Source organism: Klebsiella sp. ZJOU C1 (assembly GCF_035620215.1).
Taxonomy (GTDB): Bacteria; Pseudomonadota; Gammaproteobacteria; order Enterobacterales; family Enterobacteriaceae; genus Klebsiella; species Klebsiella variicola.
The window spans coordinates 2,012,770-2,038,137 of the sequence record NZ_CP141644.1 but is presented as its reverse complement, the minus strand read 5'-3'; the positions used below and the strand labels follow the sequence as shown (position 1 = coordinate 2,038,137).

The 25,368-nt window shown below is 56.5% G+C and carries 17 protein-coding genes; all 17 read right to left on the bottom strand.

Annotation, left to right across the window (positions count from 1 at the left end; all coding sequences use genetic code 11):
* Positions 1-118: 118 nt before the first annotated feature.
* On the bottom strand, positions 119-1,543 hold the full coding sequence (locus SPE70_RS09585; protein WP_110212775.1) for a tail fiber domain-containing protein: 1,425 nt from the start codon (positions 1,541-1,543) through the stop codon (positions 119-121).
* Positions 1,544-1,605: 62 nt separating this feature from the next.
* Positions 1,606-14,316 (bottom strand): TipJ family phage tail tip protein, encoded by a 12,711-nt coding sequence (gene gpJ / locus SPE70_RS09580; RefSeq protein ID WP_420715775.1) that lies wholly within the window; start codon positions 14,314-14,316, stop codon positions 1,606-1,608.
* Between the two features lie 57 nt (positions 14,317-14,373).
* On the bottom strand, positions 14,374-14,973 hold the full coding sequence (locus SPE70_RS09575) for a tail assembly protein (protein ID WP_016160684.1): 600 nt from the start codon (positions 14,971-14,973) through the stop codon (positions 14,374-14,376).
* Complete coding sequence (locus SPE70_RS09570; RefSeq protein ID WP_012542161.1) at positions 14,963-15,670, bottom strand: C40 family peptidase; 708 nt, start codon at positions 15,668-15,670, stop codon at positions 14,963-14,965. Before SPE70_RS09570 ends, SPE70_RS09575 begins: the two co-directional genes overlap by 11 nt.
* A 2-nt stretch (positions 15,671-15,672) precedes the next feature.
* On the bottom strand, positions 15,673-16,422 hold the full coding sequence (locus SPE70_RS09565) for a phage minor tail protein L (protein WP_012542162.1): 750 nt from the start codon (positions 16,420-16,422) through the stop codon (positions 15,673-15,675).
* Positions 16,423-16,514: 92 nt separating this feature from the next.
* Positions 16,515-16,874: a hypothetical protein gene (locus tag SPE70_RS09560; protein ID WP_064184437.1), complete on the bottom strand. Its 360-nt coding sequence runs from the start codon at positions 16,872-16,874 to the stop codon at positions 16,515-16,517.
* A 12-nt stretch (positions 16,875-16,886) separates the two neighbouring features.
* Entirely contained in the window at positions 16,887-17,237 is a 351-nt protein-coding gene (locus tag SPE70_RS09555) for a phage tail protein (RefSeq protein WP_044650396.1), read from the bottom strand.
* On the bottom strand, positions 17,237-20,233 hold the full coding sequence (locus tag SPE70_RS09550) for a phage tail tape measure protein (RefSeq protein WP_110212774.1): 2,997 nt from the start codon (positions 20,231-20,233) through the stop codon (positions 17,237-17,239). The genes SPE70_RS09555 and SPE70_RS09550 overlap by 1 nt, the downstream gene beginning before the upstream one ends.
* 228 nt (positions 20,234-20,461) lie before the next feature.
* On the bottom strand, positions 20,462-20,806 hold the full coding sequence (locus SPE70_RS09545) for a hypothetical protein (protein WP_016160678.1): 345 nt from the start codon (positions 20,804-20,806) through the stop codon (positions 20,462-20,464).
* A gap of 14 nt (positions 20,807-20,820) precedes the next feature.
* Positions 20,821-21,300, bottom strand: coding sequence for a hypothetical protein (locus SPE70_RS09540; protein WP_048964997.1), 480 nt, complete (start codon positions 21,298-21,300; stop codon positions 20,821-20,823).
* A 20-nt stretch (positions 21,301-21,320) separates the two neighbouring features.
* Positions 21,321-21,734 (bottom strand): HK97-gp10 family putative phage morphogenesis protein, encoded by a 414-nt coding sequence (locus tag SPE70_RS09535; protein ID WP_176713423.1) that lies wholly within the window; start codon positions 21,732-21,734, stop codon positions 21,321-21,323.
* 4 nt (positions 21,735-21,738) lie between these two features.
* A complete protein-coding gene (locus tag SPE70_RS09530) occupies positions 21,739-22,119 on the bottom strand; it encodes a hypothetical protein (RefSeq protein ID WP_048964996.1) in 381 nt (126 codons plus the stop codon).
* Positions 22,100-22,438, bottom strand: coding sequence for a phage head completion protein (locus SPE70_RS09525; RefSeq protein WP_014228910.1), 339 nt, complete (start codon positions 22,436-22,438; stop codon positions 22,100-22,102). The genes SPE70_RS09530 and SPE70_RS09525 overlap by 20 nt, the downstream gene beginning before the upstream one ends.
* Positions 22,435-22,752, bottom strand: coding sequence for a head-tail connector protein (locus tag SPE70_RS09520; RefSeq protein WP_023339902.1), 318 nt, complete (start codon positions 22,750-22,752; stop codon positions 22,435-22,437). Before SPE70_RS09520 ends, SPE70_RS09525 begins: the two co-directional genes overlap by 4 nt.
* Complete coding sequence (locus SPE70_RS09515; protein ID WP_048964994.1) at positions 22,733-23,020, bottom strand: hypothetical protein; 288 nt, start codon at positions 23,018-23,020, stop codon at positions 22,733-22,735. The genes SPE70_RS09520 and SPE70_RS09515 overlap by 20 nt, the downstream gene beginning before the upstream one ends.
* A gap of 57 nt (positions 23,021-23,077) precedes the next feature.
* Entirely contained in the window at positions 23,078-24,364 is a 1,287-nt protein-coding gene (locus tag SPE70_RS09510; RefSeq protein ID WP_023339900.1) for a phage major capsid protein, read from the bottom strand.
* A 77-nt stretch (positions 24,365-24,441) separates the two neighbouring features.
* A complete protein-coding gene (locus SPE70_RS09505) occupies positions 24,442-25,362 on the bottom strand; it encodes a S49 family peptidase (RefSeq protein ID WP_108450533.1) in 921 nt (306 codons plus the stop codon).
* Positions 25,363-25,368: the final 6 nt, after the last annotated feature.

Sequence of the window (25,368 nt, the reverse complement as noted above, 5' to 3'; positions counted from 1 at the left end):
AGTAAAACTTTACTTGAACTTACTTATCGTTTACTGCAAATTGTTCTGTGATGTACACAGCAATTAATGTCGTTTCAGTTGCCCCCGGCAAGTGCCTCCGGGGGATTTTTTATGTTCCTCAACTTTCTAGTGCGTCAACTCGCCTAATCAAATCCTGTACCACGGTCACCAAATCGGCAATGATTGCCGTGTAATCCACATTCATCACCCTGAATTTTTCACCATCGATCTCCTGCTCGATGCCGAGGAAGGTATACAAGTCGTCAACTTTTTCAGCCTGCTGGGCGATAAAGCCACGCCTCCGGCGCGTTTCGCCTTTCATATTGAACTCGCATACTCCCAGCGAGTTAATGCGCCTGGAGGCCCCTTCTTGAGGCTCCATGAACGCATCTTTCAGCCGGACATCTGAGCCGGTGGTCAGGACGTCACCCTTACCGGTGGAGATCGTGCCGCCAGCCCGGAAAATCCATGCATCGGTTCGCCCGAATCCGTCAGCGTACAGAACAAGTCGGTGTTCGGTGCCTACCTGCTCCTCCATGTACATTTGGACGTAAGCGCCATCCACGTCACCATACGCTCCTCGCCCTGCCATCAATGAGCGTACCGGATTGGAGGTCAGTTGCGTTCCGATGGCTGGGTTGGCTGGCATGGTCGATGATGCTGTGATCCTCCCGTCCGTTACCCAAAAACTTTGTACCTGCGCGTTCAGGCGGTTCTGCCTGTCGTGGATAAGGCGAGCGGTATAATCCGCACTGCTGCCGTTGTAGTGGAAGTCAATGTAAGGCGTGCTCATTGACAGCTCGATCGCCTGCGTCAGAACCTTCCCCTTTGACGTGTTATCGATGTTGCCGCCAGCTGATAACCCACCGGGCAAAGTCGTCTGGTTATCGGTCCCAATAACGAGGATGTCATCAAAGGTATCTGACGGTGACACAGTGGTCGCTCTTGAACGCTGAACTCTGAACGGTGTTCCCGAGCCAACGGCAATTGTCCCGCCTTGCCCCTGTTTTTTGAGCAGAGCCAGATCTGAGTTCTTACCGAGAATAAAACCGGCATTATCGCTGGTTATAACCTGCGAGCCGTCGAGTTTGTTTCCTCCGGTGAGTTTTGCCAGCGCGTTAAGATCCGATGCCTTCGCCATCCCGCCTACAGCCGGCACGGTTACCTGCTTTCCTGTGATCGGGTCAGTCAGGGTGATATTGGCGCTGCTGGTCAGGGCCATCGACCAGCCCTCCACCACACTACGCCAGAATGCAAATGCGCTGGCCAGCTGGTTAGCAAACGACGAGGTACTGGCGGTTTCAGCGGTAATAATGCCGTAACTGGCGCCGGAAAATGCGGTGGTGATATTCCGGGTCAGCGTCAGCTGCGTGTCACTGTCCACGGATTTGATCGCATACAGGTCAGCACTACCGCTGCGGTAGACCACCAGAATCGACCCCGGCTGTATCCCCAGCGCCACCTGTGCCCACTTTGTTGTCGCTCCTGTCACCCGCGCCTGAGATGCTGCGCCCGTGACGGTGCCGACTTCATACATCGCCATAATAAAGTTCCTCCTGGATGGTTTTCCCTGGAAAAAGAAAAGGCCCCTTGCGGGGCCATGATTTAAGCAGATGATGCAGCTCTAATTACGTTGTTATTGCGCGCGGCGAAGGCGTCGAATCTCGAGAGGATGGTTAATACCATCTGTCCGTTACGGTCCAGGTAACAGCCATATCGCAGAACAGCGTCGCCAGTACCGGCAGGGACGACAAATGACATGTTGTCTACGTTCATTGACTCTTGCGCGGTTAACAGGCGTGTTGCTCCACCTGTTTCATACATAAGCTCAATGCCTAGCTCCATACTGCCGCCACCAGACGTAGCGCCTGTGCCACGAAGAAGCATTGCATACGACAGATAGCCAGGATCCAGTCCACCGTCAGACCCTGGCGCGTAGGACATCCCCGCTCTGAGTTTCGCGCCGCCGTCGATAGTGATGCTATCCGTCTGGAGGAGTCCACCGCGAATATTGATCACCTGGTCGAAATTCTGCCGCCGGAACCGGGCCAGCTCAAACCACTGCCATGTAGCCTTCGGCACCTTGCGCGTGCGGTGCTGAGCGATGTTGATCGCAAATGACCCGATGTCGCCCTCGATGCGGTTCGCATATACCGTACCCTGGAACCAGCCGTCAGTCGCATAAACCGCACCGCGAACGATCACGTTGTTGAACTGCGAAGAGCCATCCTTAGCGATACGCCAGCCGCGTGACCCGTCAACAAAGTCATTCGAGCGGATCTCGTTGCCGATCTTCGCATTCGTGATGGAACCGTCCGCGATTTTGGTTGAGGTCAGGGAACTGTTTTTGATACGTGCCGTATCGATATACAGCTCATTGCCTTCGGCAATCATCACCGGAACTGCCGTCGCATTGTTACGGTTAAACAGTGAGAACCGGTCGGCGTAGAGGATCATGTTGCTCGTTTCACCATTGCTGCCCAGCGTAATCCCCGCGCCAACATTCTTCCCGTTAACCGTCTCAACCTTCATCGACCACAGCGAACTTACCGTACCATTCACATCCGCCACGGTTTTAGCGGTGTTCTGAACGGAAGCGCTGAGATCCCCGACACTGGATGTCAGGGTCGTCTGCTGCGTTGCCAGCGCCTCCAGTGCCGTTGCATGCGTCTGCTGGGTACTGGTGATACTGGCCACCGATTTAATCGTGTTGTCCAGCGTCGTCTGGTTTTTGATGTTGGCGGCCGCCTGGGCGTCAATCTGCGACTGAAGCGAGGTATTCAGGCTGGCCTGTGTGCTCTGGTTGTCGCTCAGCGTCTTCGCCATGTTATCGACGCGGGAGTTGGCGTTATCCACTTTCGTGGCCAGTGCCGTCTGCTGCTGCGCCTGGGCAGTGATTTTCCCTTCGGCATCCGTTACGCGCGCCGTCAGGCCGCTCACGGCGCTCGCCGTCGCGTCAGAGGCATCCTGTGCCGCTTTCGCATCGGTGACATCCGTGATGACCAGATCGTCGATATACAGTGAATAGCCAGGGGTACCGTTGCCGGTGGCGCCACGGGTGGAGATCCAGACCACCGCGCGTGTTCTGCCTGCCCCGTTGTTACTGGCGATCCCCGTGAATTTCACCCACTTATCGCGCGCGCCCAGAGAGGCTTCGCTGACAGTGACCGCCGCCTGCCAGGCATTTTGCCCGGCAGCATTCTGTGACTGGATACCGACCAGCGTTGTCCACCCGGAGGAGGGCGCCTGATCCGCCGGCATCATGGCCCAGAACTCAAACCGGAACTTCGCATCCTCACGGACTGACTGCCAGGTGCCAAGCTGTTTATCGCTGTTGCCGCCGTTGTTCTCATCCCGTCTCAACTTCAGGCTCTTATCGCCGGTGAATTTCTGAGACACCACCACAACGGCGGTGCCGTTCCCGCCCAGCACCTGGCCATCGCTGTAGCTTTCAAACGTACCGTCAACCCACGGATTAGCTCCCTGAGTGCGGATGGTATTGATGGTGCTGGTCAGCGACGTGATGCTCTGCGACTGGCTGGTGATGGTGTTTTCCACCTGGCTTACGCGACCGGTCAGTGAACTCACCGCGGACGTGTCAGCCTTTTTACCCAGCTCAGTATTCATCGTGGTCAGGCTGTTCTGCAGACTGGTGAGCTGCTGCGACTGCGAATCCAGTTTACCCTCGGCAGACGTCATCCGAGTGGTCAACCCGGTGACAGCGCTTTGCTCAGCTTTCTGACTGACCGCCGCATTCGTGACGGCCAGATCGCCGCTGAGTTTCGTCAGCTGCTGCGCCTGGGTGGTGATAGCCCCTTCCGCAGCGGTGACGCGGGTATTCATCTGTGAGATGGCCCCGGCATTAGCCGCGATATCCTTTTCATCCGTAACATCGAGAACATGGAAATCATCGAAATACATGGCCCCCGCGCTGAGGAAGGTCGTCAGCTGGAAACTGGCCGTCGTGGTCTTCGTGGCTTTCCAGTCAAACGTTACCAGTTGCCAGCCAGAACTAAACGGTCCGTAGTTTGAGCCAACCAGCAGGCCAGTGCTGTCAGCCACACGAAACTTCGTGTTACCCGCATCTTTAATCGTGGTCTCCGGGTCCTGCTTCGCCCATACCCCCATGCGGTAGGTGCGACCCTGGGTGATACTGATTTCCTGTCCGACCAGGTTCGACTGGCCGGCGGACATTTTCAGCGCCTTGTTACCCGAGTGCGGAACCTGTAAATCGGCCACCGTCGCGGTACTGCTCCAGCCGGTAAAGCCCGCCGCGCCGCGCTCAAAACTGCCATTGACAATGAGGTTGCCCGGCATTTTCCCGCTGGCGTCAATATCCGCTGCCGTCTGGCTCAGGCTGTTACTCAGTTGCGTCAGAGAATCCCCCTGCGCACTGAGTGTTTTGCCCTGCTCCGTGACCTGGTTCTGCAGGGTGTTCATCGCGCTTGCGTCCGCTTTTTTGTTCACGTTCGCATTCGTCGTAGCCAGATCGCTGCTGAGTTTAGTCAGCGCGCTGTTGGCCGCCGCGATGTCATTTCCCTGCTGCGTCACCGAGCCCTGCAGCTGCGTCACCGCTGTCGTGTCAGCCTTTTTACTCACCGTATCGTTTGTCGACCGGAGGCTGCTCTCCAGCGAGGTGGTCCGCGTGCCGATGCTGCTGAGCGTATCGCCCTGCTGGCTAACCGTGGTGGTCAGTGAATCCACCGCTTTTGCGGTCGCATCTGCGGTTTTCTGCGCACTGTTCGCTGCCGTCACGTTACGCATATGCCAGTCGGCAGCGTACCAGACGGTGCCGAACGGGCTGCTCTGATTAACCTGCAGGAACGGCCGCAGCAAGCTGGTATCGGATGGCACCGTAAAGCGCCAGGTGGCTCGTTTCCACGCGGTGGTGGTCCTGGTGTTGCCCCCGGACGCTTTCGCTCCGATACCACCGGTGGCGGTGGTGGCCCGACCGATATAGAAGTTAAAGTCAGCGCTGCCGGTACCACACGCTACCAGAGCAGACATTTCGAAAACGTCGCCCGGCGTCACGGCGATATTGTTGATTTTTGGCACATGGTCTCGCCCGGCCAGCCGGACGGCATACCTGAACGGGCAGTCAGCCGGCACACCATCGGCGGTGGTCTCCACCACGTCATAACCCATGCGGTCATACGCCGGATCAAATGACGGGTTTGGAATGTAATCATCCCCGGCAGCATTCCCGGCGTTCACCGCTGCCGTCAGGCTGACAATGTTGCTGTTGGCTGCCGTGAGGCCTGCCTCGGTTTTCTCCACCCGGCCAGTCAGCGCGTTAAGCGCCGTCTGATCCGCTTTGGTGTTGACCTTATCGGTGGTGCTGCTCAAATCGCCCTGCAGCTTCGTGATAGCCTGCCCCTGGGAGGTGATTTTGCCTTCCGCACTGGTGACCCGGCTGGTGAGATCACTCACCGACTGCGCGCTGGCCTTTTGTGCCACGTTGTTGTTGGTGGTGTTCAGGCTGTTCTGCAGATTCGTGATGCTCTGAGACTGCGCGGTCAGTTGCCCCTCGGCGTTCGTCACCCGACTGGTGAGGCTGTTAATGGCCGATGTGTTCGCGGTAATACCGCTGGCCGCATCATCCGGACTCGGTGACCAGTCGGTCATCACGGTCCCGGTTTCCAGCTGAGGGCGGCAGAGCCAGACTTCTTTGTCGGCAGACGTCGCGCTTTCCAGACGCGCGGCAATCAGCCGTTTGGTGCCACTGGTGGCAGGAATAACCCATTTCACCCAGTAACGCGCCCATGCGGTGGTCAGTTTCGTGACCGCCTTGCCGTCACCGGCCCCTCCTTTAACGCCCTGGCTGGTTTCCGTGGTGGTGGTGTTCGATGGGTTATAGAAATAACTCGCCATCTCCTGCCCGTCATAAGCCCCTTTCGCATAGAAGCTGAATACAAATTCCGTACGCCCGGTAACGTCCAGCGTCTGTTCATCCAGCTGGGTATAACCGGATGCACCTTTCGCCAGCCGGGTGTAGGCCACGCGGTCGCCCAGATAGGTTTCTGTGGCGAGGCGGCTGCTCCATCCCTCCAGTGTGTCCGCATTGCGGATAAGGTTGGTCCCGCCCACTGCCAGGGAGGAAAAGTTGTTTTCCAGGTTCGTCAGCGCGCTGCTTTGCGTGGTCAGATCCCTGCCATGCTGTTCAACGGTATTCTGCAGGCTCTGCAGCGCCCTTGCATCAGCCTTCTTCGCCACATTGCTGTTGGTCGTGTTCAGGCTGTTCTGCAGGCTGGTCAGGCTGTCTACCTGCGATTTCAGGCTGCCTTCGGTAGCCGTCACGCGGGTCGTCAGATTCGTCAGCGCGCTGGCATCGGCCTTGCCGCTGATATCCTTTCCTAGTTGCGTCACATCTGACTGCAGTTTCGTGATCGCGCTGCCCTGAGACGTAATATTCCTCCCGTTCTGCGTGACTGACGCGGACAGACTGGAAAGCGCCTGCGCATTCGCATCGGCGGCATCGAGCGCCGCTTTCGCATCGGTCACGTCAGTGATGATCAGATCATCAATCAGGAAGGCGTCACCCAGGCGAACTTTTGGTGTGTTCGGGATGGAGATCCTCACCATTGCCTGTTTCAGCGCGGTTCGGTTGTTGGTCAGATAGCCACTGACTTTTGTCCAGTTGTCCACCGACAACTCGGAGACTTTTACGTTCAGGCCAGGCCACGACCAGCCATTGGCAGAATCCTGGAAGGAAAATCCGAGCACCATATAAACGGTCGGATCGGCGGTCGAGCCAGCCGGCAACTTAACCCACGCCTCCACGTAATAGACCGCGTTATCGCGAACCTGCATGCCTGAAAAGATATGGGTATCGTTATTATCCGTCGCGTTCGGGTTGTACTCCGTACTGCGCGTCACACGCAGGCTTTTGGTCCCGCTGTGCGCAGCTTCACTGGTGATAACGGCGCGGGCATTACTGAGAACATCGCCGACGGCATAGGATTCAAAACTGCCGTCCGGCAGTACGTTGGCTCCCCGTGTCGCCTGCTGCTTCAGCGATGTATTCAGGCTGGTCAGGCTGTCAGCCTGGCTACGGATATCCTTTTCAGTCTGGGTAACCCGGTTGGTCAGTGAACTGACCGCCGACGCATCAGCCTTCTTCGCCACATCGCCTTTGACCCCTTCCAGCGCGTTATTCAGCGCCGTGATGGATTGCCCCTGTGATGTCAGGGTGTTCCCCTGGTTCGTCACCGTCCCGGTCAGAGACGAAACAGCATCGCTGGTCGCCTTGATGTTGGTTTCATCGGTGATATCAAACACGCGGACGGAATCGAGCCAGATTTCACCGTTTGTCGGATGAGAATAAAGTTTGAAGTTCTGCCCGTCCGCGCCGGCAGCCGTCAATCCGGTTTCCCAGGTGATGGTTTGCCAGTCAGTGGTCAGCGTGACCGTTTTATCCTCATACGTACTGTCCGTCTGGCCGATTTTGTTCTGGCGACGGATCAGCAGACTCATCGCGCCGGAAACACCTTTGGCCTTCACCACCACCCGGTACTTGCGCTGGCCATTCAGCGGCACCGGCTTGTTGTTGTTGGAGAAGATCCCCGGACTGGTGTTAGTCGTCCGGTTCAGCCGGACCCCCGCTTTCCCGTCCCCGAAATCGCCAAAGGTCACACCGGCTGGATACTGAATATCCCAGGCAGTGCTGCCCTGCAGAAAATCAAAGTTCGGGATCAGGTTGTCGCCGGCGTTGCGGGTGGCCGTCAGCACATTCGCCAGATTTGTCAGTTGCTGGCTCTGTGTGGTCAGTTTCCCTTCTGCCTCTGTCACCCGGTTATCGACCGAAGTCAGTGCCGTTGCATCGGCCTTCTTCGACACATTGCTGTTGGTCGTGTTCAGGCTGTTCTGCAGGTTCGTCAGCTGCTGGCTTTGTGAGGTGATGGCCCCTTCCGCTGTGCTGACCCGGCTCGTCAGTCCGGTAACGGCGCCGGCGGTGGCATCGATGTCCACCCGGTCGGTAACGTCAGTGACGTAAAAATCATCGAAGTAGCGGCTGCCGCTAATCAGATAGTTACTCAGCGTCACCGGCAGGCTGGCTGTCTCCGTCGCTTTCCAGCGACCGGAAATCAGGGTCCAGTTAGTCCCCACCGTGCCGCTGTTGTACGGACGCTCAAAAACCGGCTGGCCGGCAGAGTTACCGATCCGCAGCTTGTTGTTCCCCGCGCCATTATCCGTCGTCGCTCCCGGTTCCTTGACCCACACCCCGATTTCATAGGTTCGCCCCTGAACAAACGGGATGTATTGCCCCGGAGACACGCTCCCCGGTTCAACCTTCAGCGCCCGCGTCCCGCTGTGAGGAGCGGAAACCTCCACCACACTGGTCGCGGTTGACCGCCCGGTATAACCATCCAGCCCGCGTTCAAATGAGGGATTCACGACCAGGTTACCCGGTATCTGACCGCTGGCATCGATATCTGCCGCAACCTGCGAGAGGCTGTTCGACAGATTCGTCAGCGAATTGCTCTGGCTCTCCAGCGTTTTACCCTGCTGCGTCACTTTCGTGTCGAGCGTGGCCAGCGCAGTCGCATCGGCTTTCTGCGCCAGCGCTTTATCGGTATTCGCCAGATTTCCGGTCAGTTTCGTGATGGCGCTGTTCGCAGCCGTCAGGTCGTTGCCCAGCTGTGTGACGGTATTGGTCAAATCCTGCACCGCTGTCGCATCAGCCTTTTTGGCCACGGCGGCATTGGTGGTTGCCAGCCCGTTTTCCAGCTGGGTTGTCCGGTTGCCGGTCGAGGTCAGCAGATTACCCTGTTGCGTCACGGTGGTGGTCAGGGAGTCAACCGCCGCCGCCGTGGCATCCGCAGTATCCTGAACCTTTTGCGCCGCTGTCACATTTCGCATATGCCAGTCCGTAACGAACCATACGGTGCCATACGGGCTGTTCTGCGAGATCTGCAGGAACGGGCGGATATAACCCCTGTCTACCATCGCCTGCGTGACCTTGAAGCGCCAGGTGGTTCTCTGCCAGGTCGCGGAGGGGGATTTTCCGCCCCCCGCCATGAGTGGCGCACCGGTACTCGTATCTGGCCGAACGGCGGTGCCAACATACAGATTAAAATTCGCCGTGCCGGCGCCGCAGGCAACCAGTGCGCTGATCTCAATCACATCGTTAAGCGTGGCCGGGAACGCGGCAAAGTTAGGATGGTGATCCCGGCTGGCAATTCGGGCCGCATAACCATACGGGCAGCCCGGCGGGACCTCCTCAGCCGTCGTGGCTACCACGCTGAACCCCATCTGGTCATACGCCGGGTCAAACGTCGGGTTGGGAATTAAATCCCCGCCTGATGCGTTTCCGGCCCGTACAGCGGATTTCAGCGAGGTAATGTTGGCGTTAGCAGCCGTCAGCCCGGATTCCGTCTTCTCCACTCGTCCGGTTAGCGAGTTCATCGCCGTCTGATCCGCTTTGCTGGCTACGTTCGCGTCTGTCTGCGTCAGCGCATTCCGGAGCTGGGTGATACTCTGCGAATTGCTGACCACATCGTTGCCAATCTGGCTGACATTCGAGCTGAGCACGCCGGCTGCGTTTGCCAGCGCGGAAACCCCGAGACCGGAGTACATCTCAGCAACCTTGTCTGACACCTTCAGGCCCAGGTTGATATACGCCTGACCGGTCCACTGATTCACCAGAAAATCAACGGTGTTCCAGCCGGTTTTCAGTTCAAAACTGACGGTATTCCAGCTGGCGTTTCCCCAGGCGACCTGAACCCCATTCACAAATATGGCGCCGGTATCATCAAAAACCCTGGCGCCGGGCGCCAGTGTGATGGTGGTATCTGCGGCCACTTTCACCTGGCAGGAATACTGCGCGATCAGATAGCTGCCGGCGGACGTAAAGTCCAGTTTGGCCGCGTCGGCCACCTCATCCACGACCGTTGGCGCCACGGCGCGAATATCGCTGAATGACGGGACTGTCCCGGCGTTAGCCAGCTGCACAGGATAGAGTCGACGGGACCAGCGATTCGGCTGGCCATTAACCAGTTGATTTGACAGGCTGGTGATGCTGTCAGTATTGCTGCGAATATCCTGCCCGTTTTGCTCTACCTGCTGCGTTAAGGCAGTGACCGCAGCCGCTTCGGCTTTCTTCGCCAGCGCGGCATTTGTCGTGCCCAAATCGCTCGTCAGTTTCGTGATGGACTGACCCTGGCTGGTTATCCTGTCACCCTGCTGGGTAACAACAGACTGCAGCCCGCTCAGCGCCTCATTCGTACCAGCCAGGCCCGTTTCCGTCTGGCCAACCCGGTTAGTGAGCGATGTTAACGCGGCGCCCTGCGATGTCAGCGTGGCGCCCTGTTGCTCCACTTTCTGCGTCAGGGACGTCAGCGCGGCCGCATCGGCTTTTTTCCCGAGGCTGGTTTCCAGGCCACCGATACGGCTCGCCTGCGCGCTCTGCTCTGTCGTCAGAGAACTCAGTTCACCAGAAACAGCAGCTTTGTTGTCGTTAAACTGCGTCTGCAGGGACTCTCTGGCCTTAACTTCCGCCGAGATGGCGGTAACGCGCGCGGTTTTTTCCTGGTACAGCAGCCCGGAAGTGACTTTCTCCAGATCGCTCCCATCATAGGAGCCACGCATCTGCGCCGCCAGCGTGCTGCGTGCCTGCGCTTCGGCGGTCAGCGCGTTACTCAGCGTACTGCGCACATCCTGCAAAGCCGCCGTACTGGCGCCGGGTGCTGGCCGGCCAACGGCGATCCAGTCGAATTCGATAAAGTTGCTGGCATCCTGCTGGTTCGTCAGGTCCAGGCGAATACGATCAATGTTCCCTGTCCACTGAATATCACGCACCGTCAGGGTTGCCACCCCATCGGCATATTCCGGCTCAGCAACAATGTATCGCTTCGTGTTATTGAAGTTTTCGCCGGCAGACACCCAGCGGATCTCACCCGCCCAGACGGGTTTGCCGGTTTTACGAAAGCGCAGCATGATGAAACGGTACGCCGCACCATCGACAGCCAGCCCGCCAGGAGAGGTAATGTACGGATCGGTGGCGCTGTCCGCCGGGCGTAACCAGCCATCCTGTGACACACCCGGTACGCCGGCGCTGCCGGTCCAGCCCTCGGTCGTCTGATTGTTGAAATGCCAGATAACCTGCGAGTCGAACTGGATATTAGCGCCGGCAGCGAGGCTGGACATTTCCCGCGCCAGATTTTCATCGGCGGTCTTCATCACCTGAGTCAGGCTCTCGATACTCGCCTCAATCCCCTGCGTTGCCGCCAGCAGTTCATCAGCGGCCTGTGACGCCTTCGCGTTAACATCGGCGATACGATCCGCGGTCTCCTGCTTCACCGCACTGGTCAGCGTGGTGTTGACCTGAGACAGCGACTGCTTCAGGCCATTTTCGGCAGTCTTTATCTGCGCATTCAATGCGGCATCGCCGTCGGCCAGCGTTTTGCTGACCCTGGCAATCTCCAGGTCGATGGTGGCGTTGATTTCCGCAGCCGTATCGGTGACTGACTGTCTTACCTGGGTGATGCTGTCGGCCAGCGACTTGTTCACAGTTGCGATCTGCTTGTTCGCATCTGCGACGGCGGATTTTGCCTCCTGAACGCCTTTGTTTGCCTGAGCCAGACCAGAATCGAGAGCCTCATTGACCGAGGTGATCTCATCCGTGATGGTTTTATTCACGGCGGAGATCTTCCCGTCAACATCAGCAGTGATGCTTTTCGCCGATGCATTAATTTCCTGGCTGACCTGCTTCGCCTGGTCTTCGGCTTCCTTACGCAGAGCTTCAGCGGTCTGCTCCTGTTCCTGCTGCGTATTGCGGATACCTTCCTGCGTTTCGCTAATGGTGCGCTGCGTTTCCTCCCAGGCAGCTGTATCCTTGATCGCGTCAGTCAGGTTTTCGTAGTAGTCATCAAAGTTATCGCTGGCCATCCCCTGGACCCAGCCGGTCCACGGGCTTTCATTGCCCAGACGATCCACAAGGCGCGCCCGATACCAGAATTCTGCGCCCATACTGAGGCCCATCTGCTGATAGCTTTTCCCCGGATAGGCCACGTCTGATAACAGCATCGGCGCACTGCCGTCCTGATTTTTGCTGTACTGCAGTTCCGTGCGCAGCGTATCCCCCGAGCCGGTCGGGAATTCCCAGCTAACCTGGACCCCATGAACCAGCGAACGGGTTGCCAGCGCCAGCGGCGGAAGTGGGGCACCAGACTTACCGGTCAGCTCGGTTTCTTTCGAGATCCCCCATACGGACGCGATATCCTGCGCGTTAATCGCCCGCACACGCACAACGTATCGACCGGTATAGATACCATCGACCTCAAACCGCGTATTGCCGGTGCGCGGCAGGTTAATCCAGTCACCATTGTTCTGACGCCACTGCATTTCATACGCAATCGCATTTTTCACCGGCGACCAGGTGGCAACCAGGGTGGTGATGCCAATCCCCTGCGACACCCGGTAGAGGCTGGAAATGGTAATGTCGTCCGGTGCCTCCTGTCCCCGTGGGGGAACAACGGTCACAGGACGGTCTTCGATCACCGCGCCATCATCCACCCGGGGAAACTTGTTCGGGTTATACGGCAGGCCGTTAATAGTGACCGTGCCATCGTTATTGTTCACAACGCGCTTAACCCTGAATTGCTGAATGGCCAGGTCTGACTGATCCAGAATCCAACCCGCCTCCGCCTGCGGTGCCGGGTTATACTCCTGCTCTACCGTAACAATACGGTCCTGCACACCCTGAACTTTACGCCCCTGCGACTTTCCGTCCGGCAGGTTAATGATGAGCGTATCCCCGGCTTTTGCCGCGACCGCGCGGTCGAGAGTAATCCTTTTTCCTGAGACTGCCGCCACACGACCGCCGTTCTGCCGGCCAGCCATAGGGGCATTGTTGATACCGATAACCTTGCCAACACGGGGAATGCGACCCTCCATCCCCGTTTTAAACTCAACGCCATTGTCGTCGCGGTTTGTCTCGATGGCGTAGGCGCCGTGGCGCTGCGCCTCGGATTCACGTGTACAGCCAATCCGGGACAGCTCGATAGTGTTAAATCCGAAGCGGTCTGCAACCTCCTGCGAATAGACGCTGGCTTGATCGTCCTGATAGTTATTCTGTGGGTTGCTGTAAGTGACGATGGCCGCGCTATAGTTGGTCCGCTCGGACGTGCTGGAGAACGTGAAGGAGCCGACAATATTCGATTTGTTGAAAACAAAATCGGGGTCCATCTCACGCGGCATATCGGCATCAACCGACAGCAGATTATTCGACCAGCTAATCATGCCCCGAAAAATGTTCGCGAGATCCATTAATACGGTCCAGGCGTCAGTCCGCTGGGATATATAGAGATCGCAGAGATAACGGGCCTCTTTTCCGCCGGCACCATCTGAGACCGGCGCATCGCAATACTGGCCGATCTGATACAGGGTCCATTTATCCACCTGGTCGGACGAAATACGCTTTCCAAGTCCATAGCGTTTGTTCAGCACCAGATCGTAAAAAATCCAGGCGGGGTTATTCGACCAGGCCCACTTGAAGGTCCCGTCCCAGCTTCCGCTGTAGGTACGTTCGACAGGGTCATAGTTCGACGGTACGCGAATGACCAGCCCCTTTGCCTTGACCGTCACGGTCGGTGTCCGGCCATCAAAAAGCGTTGAATCGAACTGAACGAACAACAGCGCGGTGTTCGGATAGCGCAGTTTGGCGTCAACGATTTCCGTTATCGACTCGATACGACTCACGTCCGCCGTTTTGTTATTATTCTTATTCTCAGTCAGACGGCGAACGCGGATCTGCCAGCCGGAGTTTGCCCGCGGCAAATCGATGCGGTAGCTGCGCTCATAGCCAGTGTTAGCTATGCCATCGACGGTATCGCGGCCATATTCGGTATACGTGCTGCCGTCTGTTGAAACATCGATGGCGAACTCAATGCGGTAACCATCTTTGCCACCGCTGTCACGCAGGCTGTAGACCCCGTTCGGAAATTTAATACGCAGGCGAACAGCCGACAGCTGCGTGTTGTTGATCGCCTTTACCCACGGGGTGCCAGACTTGATTTCCGTGCTGACGCTGATTTCGTTTTCGACCGCCGGGAAACCCTGAATGTAATCCTGGTCAACCAGACCACTGCGCCACTCCCACGTCACGCCCGGAAAATTTTCATGGCCATCGGCATCGAGCAACGGCGTACCGTCGAGGCAAATATCCTGACCGGTAAACTGACCGGCAATTTGACCTTCTGACAGTGCCAGCAAGATTTTCATATAGGCGACCGAGGCAATTTCCGTCCCGCGATTCTGCCCGTTATCCTTGTTACCACCGTTATTTTTAGCGCCAGCGATTCCTTTTATTTCAGCCATTCTCAAACTCCGGGCAAAAAAAATCCCGCCGTGGCGGGAAGGGTAAAATGTTTTTTTTTATTGCTGTTCTTCGGTATAAATACCGCCACTGATAATCACGCCGCCTATTTCACGCAGGCCATACAAGATCGGTACACCGTTGCCGGCAGCGACCTGATTAGCAGGCGCACCAAATGAGTACGATTTTTTCGTATCCCGATCCGTTGTCATACCCTGGGTACCGCTGGGCGCCAGCATTTGTACAACGCCGCCCAGCATCATCGCCGCCCCCATTTTGTAGAGGAACGGCGAGGCAGCGGCGGCAGGGGTAAAACTCAGCACCATACCAACGGCAACGAGTACGGCACCAAAAATGGTCTGGAACACCCCTGCTTTTTTACTGCCAATAATCACAGGCGCAATTTTGATTACGTCATGCACACCATTCAGAAACAGGTCATCCTGGCTCAGGTTTTTTTCACCGTTAAAGACCATGTACGTGACTCCACGTCCCTCGCTGGTCTCCAGCCATCGTTCCAGTCCTGGAACCATGATGCACAGCGCGCGGATAGCCTCCCGTACAGAAGATACCGACAGGCGATGCTCCCGGCCGAACAGCTTGCCCAGCTTGCCGTACAGGCGAACCAGAACCATTTTCTCTATCGTATTAGTCGTCATTTTTATGCCTCAGCGTCAGCATGGTTCGCTCCCGCCAGATCCCACCGTATGGAACCTCACCACTCAGCTGGCCATACATGTGGTGCAACATTTTTCCGTTGCCCAGGTAAATGCCGGCGTGGTTGATTTCGTCCGCTCTGTACTGCATCAGAATCACATCGCCTGCCTGCAGCTCGCTGGCGTGAGAATAAAACCCGGCCTCCGCATAGTGCCGCACATACAGGTTTTCCCCCCGGGTCCACCAGTTGTCCTCTCTGGGAAAATCAGGCAGTTCGATACCTCGCTCCTGCATATACCAGTCGCGGACCAGTCCGTAGCAATCCCAGCTACCGTGGATAAACGGACGGTTCAGAAGAGGCGGGGAATCATCCGGCGTCGTGACGGTGTAGTCGCCACCTGGCCAGCTAATAATGATCCACGGCAGGCCTGTTTTCTGGCAGCCCTGCAGGTCCTCGGCGGATGCGTGCGGACCGGCATCCGGATGCGAATGCACCACGGCCAGCACGTCGCCGGCATCCTCTGCGGCAATCCAGTCACCGGCGGCGATCCGAAAATGCTCCGTCGGCATTTCATGACTGTTTTCGCAGCGAATATATCGGCGCTGCCGCCCGACCCGGGTAATCAGGCCACAGCATTCGTTCGGGTAAACATCAGCGGCGTGCGCCTCAATAGCGGTTTTCAGTCTCTGGCTCAGCATGACTACATCCTCAGCAGACCAATAGCCGGGAATCCGCCAAACGGCAGCATGGCATCATCACCAAAACGTAACTTACAGCCCGCGACCGTTCCCGGGCAGACGTCCAGTGCCGGGTTGTCTACGGGATTGCCGAATTTGTCGTAATAACGCGTGCCGGTATAGCCACAGTCAGCACCACGGTACTGGCCCTGCATGCACCAGGCACAACGGTTGGTCATCTGGCGTGCAGGCAACTTCTGTCCGGTAACATCCACCGGCGAGCTAAGCTTGAACTGGACCTGTTCATCGTCATCGCTGGATTTACTGTCAATGTAAAATACATCAATCTGCTCTGCTGTCGGGTCAGCCTGTGGGTTGCCGTCAGGGAAGTTCCTGGCATCGAGATAGTGCGCATACGTGCGGTGAACCGTTACCTTCGCCTGCTTCATATCCTGGAACATGTGGCATAACGCACTGATTGAGCCATCCAGGTTCGCAATGGACAGCTTGGGGGAAGCTGGCGAACCTTCACCGTTGGACTCAACGTCCTCGATCTCACATGGCCAGAGCGTATATTTCACGCCCTGCCAGTAAATCGGTTTGCCCGTCAGCTTTTCCGCATCGCTGCCAGCGGCGATAATTTCTTCTTCGGTATACGGGATAGCGTGGTTGTGAAAATACAGTACGTCTGCACCAAAAGTGGTGCCATCCACTTCGAACAGAGTGATGACGTTACCGGGTTCCAGTTTTTGATCGTCGGCTGCAATGCCCATAATGTCCTCGCTGCGGGACCGAAGCCCCAATAATAAAAAACCCCGCTAAGCGGGGTTAAATTGATGGTGTGGGTGCCGGACGGCACGGGAGGTTAACGGGGAAAGTGGTAGCCGGCATCAGTGCAAATTGGCATCATCATTCTTTCCATATCATCACTATGGATAATGGTGTCCGCGCTAATTATTATCCCAGAGTTGTTTCTCCTCGGGCCAACCAGTAAGAGCGCTTTTCCTGCATAGCCACTATAAGAGTTTTTGGCATTTATCTGAGCACAGTAAATATCCCCACCCATATCTGGCTGCCAATAAATTTTGGCGCTATCCGGATCTTTCAGCTTCTGCTTCGCAGACTCTTCGATGACTTTTTTTTCCGACGCCGTTAGCTCACGTGCTGCCGCTGTACCGGAAAAAAGAACGGCGATGCTTGCCAGCGCCAGTACCATTTTTTGCATTATCATTCTCCATTATATCGGTGCGGCTCTGTATGCCGTCACAAACGTAACAGTAACGGTCATGCGCGCAAAATCAAGCAGTTGAGGCTTTATCTGTGTCGCACGGTATAGCCCCCGCTCGCCCAGCGGATTAACCCATATGAATGCACGTGTTTCGCCATGACGGCGCAAAAACTGCAGGATCGGCATGACCTCCTCCCTGTAGTCGGTGAATGTCAGTGGCCATGATTGCGATTCAGGATTAATACCATCACCAGTGACCTGCTCATAACCATCACCATATTTCACGGACCGCGTCGCATATTTAATATCCGCAGTGGGACCATTCAGCGGCGACCAGTCGAACGTTTCCAGTGCGGCCATTAGCGCATGCTCCTCAGTTTTACATCGATCATCCCACCGTTACCCATTTCCTTATCCAGGGTGCTCAAAACTATCTGAACGATCTGTTGCTTCATCTGAGCGATACCACTCTCTGACCGCTTCCCGGACTGATCCGGATTACCGTTACTATTGACCACCTGTAACGGGATATTAACCGTTATCCCACCTGCTGCGCGCTGGCTCTCACCACTCATTGGAAGCGGCCCGCTCGGCGCGCCAGCCAGCCCTCCGTTGGCGTAGCCACTGCCGTAAGTTAACTGGTTCAGAAAGCTGAGCATGCCTGGCCTTTTAACCACCTCCTGCGGCACAACCCACTCACCACGGTGGACTGGCCCGGCAACCTCATACTTCCCGCCATCACCGGTATACCCGCCGCCGGAGAACCCAGACAGAAACCCGCCAAAATCCGCGAGGATGCCAATCCCGGACCCCGACATAGCTGAGCCTGCAGATCGGATAGACTGAAAAAAGAGCATTTTTGTTATCATCTGCCCAATATCGTCAATGATAGACAGCGCCATCTCCTTGAATGACGATTTCCCCCGCGACGCCATTTGCCAGATAGAATTGGCCATGCCATCCATTGCATTGACGGAGGTGTCACGAACCTGGGCATAAATGTTGGTTGCATCGGCGCCCCATTCACGCAGCCCGGCGCGTAACCCCTCGGTCCAGGAACCCTCAACCTGCGCTTTATCCCGGGCACCATTGCGAACGATGCTCAGTTGCTTTTGTTCTTCTTTATCTAAAACGTCCGATTGTGATTTGTAAAACGCTGATCCCATACTGGCCGATGATTTTTCAAGGTCGGCTCTTTTCTTAGCAAAATTACTCCTGATCTGCTGTTCCTTCGCCATCTGGTCATAGGCGGCGCTGCTCATCGTCATCCTGGCCACGTTGGCATCCATCTCGGCCTGTAGCTGAATGGTTGAGCGGTGCAGCTCATTATTCTCCTGTTGCATTTTCAGCGACAGCTGGCGCTGCACGTTCGCCTTCTCCAGCTGTACGTTGATGTTCAGCTGAGCGCGCAGCTCCTGCTCAGCATTGAGAATGCTGCGCTGCCCAGCGGTCAGGATTTTTTTTGCCTTGAGATCGGCGATCTCCTGGTTGAACTGCAGCAGCTTTCGCTCTGAACCGGTCAGGTTAACGGTCTGCTGGTTTTGCTGACGAAGAACCGATTCCTGCTCGCGCAGACTCTGCAGACGCTGGGTGGCCTGGTCATCTTTGTACGCCGCCGGTTTCTTCTGCTTCTCCCCGTACAATTTATCTATACCGCGTAACGCCTGCGCGTACTCTTCCGTTCCTTTCTTGAGAGTGCGATTGAGAGCCGCCAGTGCATCGGCGCGCTGCTTCTCTTTTGTCACGCCAGCAGCCATCAGTCCTTGAACGGTATTTTCGGCCTTCAGGCGATCAGCTGTATCTTTCCGCAGCTTCTCTTGCTCCTTCCGCAGCCTTTCCACCTCTTCGCGCTGTTTTATCGCCGGGTCCGGGCTGGGTGTCAGGTTTATTCCCAATGCTGACGCCTGCGCCTGGGCTGTGGCCATCTGGGCGTCACCCATTGTTTTAAACGCGCTGCTGACATAATCCTTCAGCGATTTCCAGGCCCCTTTCAGCCCGTCAACCTTATCTTCCTGATCCTTTATCTGCTTTTCCAGCTCGGCCATCGCCTGCTTTTGCAGGAGCGCCGTAGCCTCACTTTCCCTGCCCTGACGCTGCAGCGTGACTATCTGATCGATAAACGTCGCGTTTAGCTGAATTCCCTGATCGTTCAGCTTCTCCATCGCCTGGACAGGATCGCCCTGCAGATTCGTGAGCATCGAGACCAGATCCCCCGAACTCTGCCCCAGCTCTTCCATCCGGGCGCCAAGTCCGGCAACGCGGTCCAGCATTTCACCACCGAATCCGGCATTAACAGACGCGGTGATCGCTTTTACGGCACCGTCAGTATCTCCCAGCTGCGACTGCAGGCTCTGGAGATACTGAACCGACATAATCGACTGCTGCCCTGATTTGAATAACGCATTGCTGTAGCCGCTGATAGTTTCCTGAGACTTTGAAAACGACGAATAGAGCATCGTCACCGCGCCGGCGATCGCCATGATACCGATCCCGACCGGGCCACCGACCAGCGCCAGGGCGCCACGCAGTGTTCCCGCCGCCGCCGCCGCTGCGCGCTGCCGGAACGTCAGCTCCTGGCTGGCCGTGGCCAGCGTTCGCGTTGAGGTGGTCAGGGTACGCTTGGCGTCAGACTCAGCGATATCTGCGGCCAGAACCTCTTTTGTGGCTTCTGCCAGGCTCTTTTTCCCGCGTGCCTCAGCTATATTGGCCTCGCTGATGGTGCGGGCATTTTTCGCGTGCTCTGCTTCATAGCTGGCCGTGATGCCATACTGCTTATTCACCTCTGCTTGTTTGGCATAATACTCATCCAGCGCAAACGCCTTCTCGCGCTCCGCCTGCGCCGCCTGAATGGTTTGTACGGCTGCTTTCTGCCGCGCCAGTGCCTCTTCTCGCAGCGTGCGGGCATTGTTGATAGACGCCTGCGCGCCATCTACCGCCGCCTGCGATGCGGCAATCTGAGCCTGTCGCTGTAGCTCCAGACTTTGGGTGCTACTGGTCAGCGCAGTACTCATACCTTCGGTCAGCGCCGAGATCGCCGCAGTGGTGAAACTGCTGCCGGTAACGCCACTACCGGCAGACAGATTCGCCAGTACGTTACGCATCTCATCCAGCCCGGTAAGCCGTAGTGACCCCAGCTTTTCGATACGTTTATCCAGCCTGGAAAATTCAGCATCAGCGGCTTTTACACCTACGCCGATCCCCTTAAAGGCAGCCTCAGTTTTTGCCGCATCAGCCTGTGCTTTTTTGTTGAACTGCTGTGCGTTGCCATCCGCCTGACGCATTGCGTCAGCGAACTGCGAATTAAACGTCGCACGGTTGAGGTGCAACGCGACAGCGAGTGATGCTACATCAGCCATTTCCAAGAACCCTCAGGCAGTTTTCAAAATCATCATCCCGGGCTACGGCAGAGGGTGCTGTAGATGACTGTGGAGCCGCCAGTGGTGGTTCTCCCTCTTCTTTAAGGAGCGCAAAGTACGCCTCCCAGTAGGTCAGGATGTTCGCCGGCATGGCGGCCAGTTTCGTGGGGTCCGGCTCACCCCAGCGATCTGCCAGCGTAAACAGGGTGCGCAGCTGGGGTGATTCGGTTAGTTTTTTTTGGCATCTTCCAGTGTGCCGATAGCATGACGCTGTACGGCAATGACCGCCTCCAGCAGATCTGCTCCCGAATGGGCTGACAGAAAAGCCTCTGCGGCCGGGAGTTCATCCGCTGCCGGGCGGCTTCCGTCCTCATTTACCAGCGCAGAGAGAAACAGTGTGATGCCACGGATAGAGGTCTGGCGAGCGTTGTCATCGCTCTTTTCCAGCGCCTGCAGATCGGCTTCATAATCCCATAGTTCCTCCTGCGTCAGACGGCGAATAAAGATCTGCTGACCAAGCAGCGTAATCGGGTGGGCTTTGATAATAGGGTTGAGAAGGTTTTGATAATTCACAGTCGTTATTCCTTTTATTCACTACCACTATTGGCGGCGTTCGTGGTAGTCCATTTCACGCCGCCGTTCTGCTTGCCGTATACCTCGTCCTGCAGGACTTTACCATCAGGCTGGTCAACGGCCTGCTGCGCCCATCCGGATAGCACCAGCTCCATTTCCGCCGAGCGCCCATTTGGGAAGTCGAAGAAAAACACCACGGTCTTATTGGCCTCCGCCGCTTCCAGCAACGCCTGCTGATTCGCATCCGTCGGATCGGCAATAAACACCAGGGTTTTATCCTCACCCTCGCCCATATCGGCCATGTATTTCGGATCACGGTCAATCAGGCGTGTCACCTTCATGAAGGTACCCTTTTTGCCTACGGCACCGATGGCCATCGTACTTTGCAGTAGCTTTGCGGCCGTCTTCAGCGTGCCTTTCATACCCCAGTACGTGCGGGTTCCCGCCGGAATGCTTGCATATTCCGAGGGGCTTTTAATGACGTCTTCACCCATTTTTTTCTCTCTCTTTTTGACTACCGGCCTTCCAGCCCATAGCGAATTTCAGCTGCCAGTATCGACAGCACTTTTTCGACGTTGTAATCCAGCGCCGGACGAATAAACGGCTTAGCCACCTGTTTCACCGTGCCGAACTCCTGCGCCAGCGCTTTCATGTGATGCGCTTTGCTGGGACCGACTCGAAACGTGATGAGAGTCCCGTAGCGCTCGCTCTTTGCTGCGCTGGTTGAGCTACGGATTTTGATCGTGTCGCGCATGTGCGGCCCGCCGCTTAACTCGTCGTAGCCGGCGTTTTGCTGCATATCTTCCTGCACGATGGCCAGCGCCCGGCGCCCGGCATCACGCAACAACTTGGTGCTGACTTTCTTGTCCATATCGAAAATCAGGCGTTCAAAATCCTTCCCCGATGGGAATTTCATCTCAATGCGCATGGGGTTACTCCGGAGTGGTGAATATAAAGTCGCGCACCAGACGGTACTGGATGCGACCACTGGTCAGCGTGATCTTGTCCTGCTGGATACTGCCGCGCGTCACGTAACTGACCGGACAATCCTCAAGACGGCTTTGCACAATGGCTTTCCATTCTGACCAAATCTGCTTATCCAGCATCAGCAGGCGGCTGTAGTTATCGATCAGATAAATCGCCACCTGTATGCGGACAGAGGAAAGCCCAGTTCTGGCCAGGCCAGCCCCTACCGGCGCATCCGAAATACGCTGATATGTCACCCCTTCCTGGACCGTGTCCGGCAGTAAAAGCGGATGCGCATTCATGCCGGTGATGCGCTCCAGCGCACCCTTAATCGCCAGCTCTATCATGCCGACCGTCAGCCTCCCCCGTGATAATGATCCGGTCCGTTTTGCGGTCGATATTACGGACGGTATAAACCAGATTTTTCGTCGTGATTTTCCAGTCGATATCAACCAGCACACCCGGATAGACCGTAAACAGGCAGGTTTCCACCACCTGCTGCTGATCCAGCGTGCGGACTTTCCGCCCCGATACCAGCTCCCGTTTTGCCCACGCTTTTCCCGATTCAACCTGCTTTTCCGGTAGCGGTTCGCCCAGCGGCCCCCGACCGGACTGAACGTAGCTAATCGCAATGCGACAGTTCATATCACCCGGTTTCAGGCTCATAGCGTATGCTCCTGCAGGGGGAAAAGAAGATGCCTCACCGCAGCGGTTTCCAGCCACTGTCCGGTATGGCCATTCAGATACGCATCGCTGACCAGAAACTGAATGGCCAGACGGATATCTTCATCCGCGATAAATCCGCGGACGGTTTCCGGGAGTGCCTGCAGCTCTTCATCACTGGTGACCAGCTTGCAGTAATAATCACGCTCGATGCTCCGCTGCGCGGCGTTCACCATTTGCGTGAGCATGGCGTCATGCTCCGTGAAATCCAGTTCCAGGCGTAGCTGGTTTTTCACATCATCCAATGTCAGTATCAAAATCGCTGTCTCCCGGCTTCGGTTTCAGCGCGCGTTCGGCATCCTTCGGCCATACCGCGATACGGCGCTTAACCAGCTCTTCGGCGTGCGATCCTTCAAACCACGCGATATCACCACGGGAATAACGGCTATGCGGACCGAGGAACACAACGGATTTACGTTCTGCCTGTGCGACGACGTTCGCATGGTTTTCCTGTGCGGTCTCAGTCGCATGGTTGTCCTGTCCGGCCGTTTCTTCCGGCTCCACTGCTTTATTTTTCGCAGCCATACATTCTCCTTAAAGGGAAAAGCCCGCATATGCGGGCTTTATTAACAGAGGGGTGGGTTAGAACAGGACGCCGGTACCCAACACCAGCCCTTCCGGATGACGGAAGCCGATATCGTGTTCGAGGACGACGCGGATCAGCGACTGGTTTCGCGCAAACGCGGAAACCGTGTTGCCTTCGGCATCCAGATAAGTGGCTTCTCTGGAGAAATCGACCTTCATGGCGCCATCTTCACCGATAACAACATCATTAAAGTCAGCGAAATAAATTTCCGATTCCTTGCCACTTTCGCCCAGGTTAACCGGAATAGCGCTGGTATGCTGAATCGGATAGCCCTTGAGCATCCCCTGCGCCATTTCCGGGTAGACTTTGTTGCCGTTGCCGTCACGCAGGCCAAACAGCTTCATATAGGTACGGTTCGACATACCCCAGCCACAACGGATCATCAGGCTGTTGCCATCCATCGCCATCAAAATAATCTTGTCCAGGTACTCATCGACCGTGTTCAGGTTGATCGTGGAACCCGCTTCCCACGGCAGCAGGCGGTTCCACTGTGTCGCACGCGCCTTCATACCAATCGGTGTATCGCCGGTACCGTCATCGCGCATAAACGCTTTATCCTCACGAACAGAGATGGCGGTCAGAATATCCTGCAGGACCAGCTGCTCAACGTTAAAACCGGCGCGGCCAATCAGCTGGTTCGACATCGGGACCAGTGCGATCATGGTTTTGGCATTCAGTTTTACATCGTCGAATTTTGATTCAGACGATTTGGCATCCTTTCCTTCGCCGGTGTAGCTGGCTGTTGCACCGCCAGCCGAGCGCGGTAACGACAGATTACCGTTAGGCAGCGGAATGGAGCGGGCGCCCAGCTTACGGACGATGGTACGGTCGCTCAGCAGCTCGATGACTTCGTTTTGCATGTTCTCCGGGATGAGCGCCCCACCGGAACCCGCAGCGGTGGAAATGGCCATCGACACAGACTGATCATTCAGTTCTTCAGCGGCAAAGACCGCTGCATCACGCAGATCACCCTTCGCTGCGGCAATCGACATCACCATGCGTGTCATACCTGCGCCTGTGTATTGCTTCGGCTCAGCTTTGACGATGACAGCCGGCCCCTGCTGGGTAGCCTTGACTGGCTTTGCGACCAGCGCCGCAGCACGTTCGGCGGCTTCCAGACGTTCAATTTTGGCGCTGATATCAGTGAACTGCTGCTGCAGGTTCGCAAACTCCGTCAGCTGCTCCGCAGTCAGCGTGCCGCCGCTGGCGTCAATGGTTGCCAGGGCCTGAACCTGTTCGTTGATACCCGCACGCTGACGACGCAATTCTTCAATATGTGGCATTTTATTTCTCTCTTTTTAGACATAAAAAAAGCAGCCTGCTGGCTGCTTAAGGTGACGCGGTTTGTGTTTGCGCCGGGTTACATTTTGGTTTGTAGGTCCATCGCGGCTGCCTGCATCTGAATGGAGGTTTTTTGACGGGGTTGCTGATACTTTGCCGCGATAGCATTGATCGCCGTCTGGGGGTCAGAGACTTCATCCGCCAGGCCGGCTGACACAGCGCCAGGGCCAAAATACAGCCCCGCCTGCGTATCAATGATGGCCTGCTGCTTCAGGCCGCGATATTCGGCCACCGACCCCGTAAACGTCTCGTACATTTCGTCGATCATGCCCTGGAACATACCCAGCGACTCTTCACTCAGTGGTTCATGTTGGGTGCCGTTATTTTTGTTATCTCCCCGGTAAATGGTGGTGAACGTCAGCCCCATTTTTTCTTCCATCTTCGACGTATCGAGGTGCTCCATGATCACACCAATCGACCCCACGCCACTGGTCTGGCTGACGATGATTTTGCTGCAGGCCGATGCGATGAAATACGCGGCGGAATACGCGCTGTAGTTCACAATCGCCGTGATGGGTTTCGTGTCGCGAGACTGATAAATGTAATCGGCCAGCTCCTTGCACCCCACCGCTGCGCCGCCGCCGGAGTTAATATCCAGAACGATTTCGCTGATTGAGGGGTCGTTTAACGCCGCCTGCAACTGCCCGCGGATCCGCTCGTAGCTGGTCAGCTCGGAGCACATCGCCGTAATCTGCCCCCGGCGTGGAACGAGAATGCCGTGAACGGGGATCACCGCCACCCCGCCGGTGGGCTGGACCTGCTCAGCAGCAGGTGATTTACCCGGATTCAATGCCATCTGAATGGCGGCATCTTCGGTGATCCCCTGAATACGGGGGATGAGCACCGCTTTCACGGAGTCCATTGTTTGCCGCGTCACGTAATGCGGCACGCCAAAGACCATATCTGCCAGGTGCGGCAGGTTAATTAATTTCGTTGTCATGTTGTC

Excerpts from the sequence above, each read along its gene's own strand:
- SPE70_RS09540 (WP_048964997.1), bottom strand. The coding sequence starts at position 21,300 with ATGGGTGAAGACGTCATTAAAAGCCCCTCGGAATATGCAAGCATTCCG.
- SPE70_RS09510 (WP_023339900.1), bottom strand. The coding sequence starts at position 24,364 with ATGCCACATATTGAAGAATTGCGTCGTCAGCGTGCGGGTATCAACGAA.
- gpJ (WP_420715775.1), bottom strand. The coding sequence starts at position 14,316 with ATGGCTGAAATAAAAGGAATCGCTGGCGCTAAAAATAACGGTGGTAAC.
- SPE70_RS09530 (WP_048964996.1), bottom strand. The coding sequence starts at position 22,119 with ATGATAGAGCTGGCGATTAAGGGTGCGCTGGAGCGCATCACCGGCATG.
- SPE70_RS09565 (WP_012542162.1), bottom strand. The coding sequence starts at position 16,422 with ATGGGCATTGCAGCCGACGATCAAAAACTGGAACCCGGTAACGTCATC.
- SPE70_RS09585 (WP_110212775.1), bottom strand. The coding sequence starts at position 1,543 with ATGGCGATGTATGAAGTCGGCACCGTCACGGGCGCAGCATCTCAGGCG.
- SPE70_RS09505 (WP_108450533.1), bottom strand. The coding sequence starts at position 25,362 with ATGACAACGAAATTAATTAACCTGCCGCACCTGGCAGATATGGTCTTT.
- SPE70_RS09550 (WP_110212774.1), bottom strand. The coding sequence starts at position 20,233 with ATGGCTGATGTAGCATCACTCGCTGTCGCGTTGCACCTCAACCGTGCG.
- SPE70_RS09555 (WP_044650396.1), bottom strand. The coding sequence starts at position 17,237 with ATGGCCGCACTGGAAACGTTCGACTGGTCGCCGCTGAATGGTCCCACT.
- SPE70_RS09525 (WP_014228910.1), bottom strand. The coding sequence starts at position 22,438 with ATGAGCCTGAAACCGGGTGATATGAACTGTCGCATTGCGATTAGCTAC.
- SPE70_RS09560 (WP_064184437.1), bottom strand. The coding sequence starts at position 16,874 with ATGCAAAAAATGGTACTGGCGCTGGCAAGCATCGCCGTTCTTTTTTCC.
- SPE70_RS09535 (WP_176713423.1), bottom strand. The coding sequence starts at position 21,734 with ATGCGCATTGAGATGAAATTCCCATCGGGGAAGGATTTTGAACGCCTG.
- SPE70_RS09515 (WP_048964994.1), bottom strand. The coding sequence starts at position 23,020 with ATGGCTGCGAAAAATAAAGCAGTGGAGCCGGAAGAAACGGCCGGACAG.
- SPE70_RS09575 (WP_016160684.1), bottom strand. The coding sequence starts at position 14,973 with ATGACGACTAATACGATAGAGAAAATGGTTCTGGTTCGCCTGTACGGC.
- SPE70_RS09570 (WP_012542161.1), bottom strand. The coding sequence starts at position 15,670 with ATGCTGAGCCAGAGACTGAAAACCGCTATTGAGGCGCACGCCGCTGAT.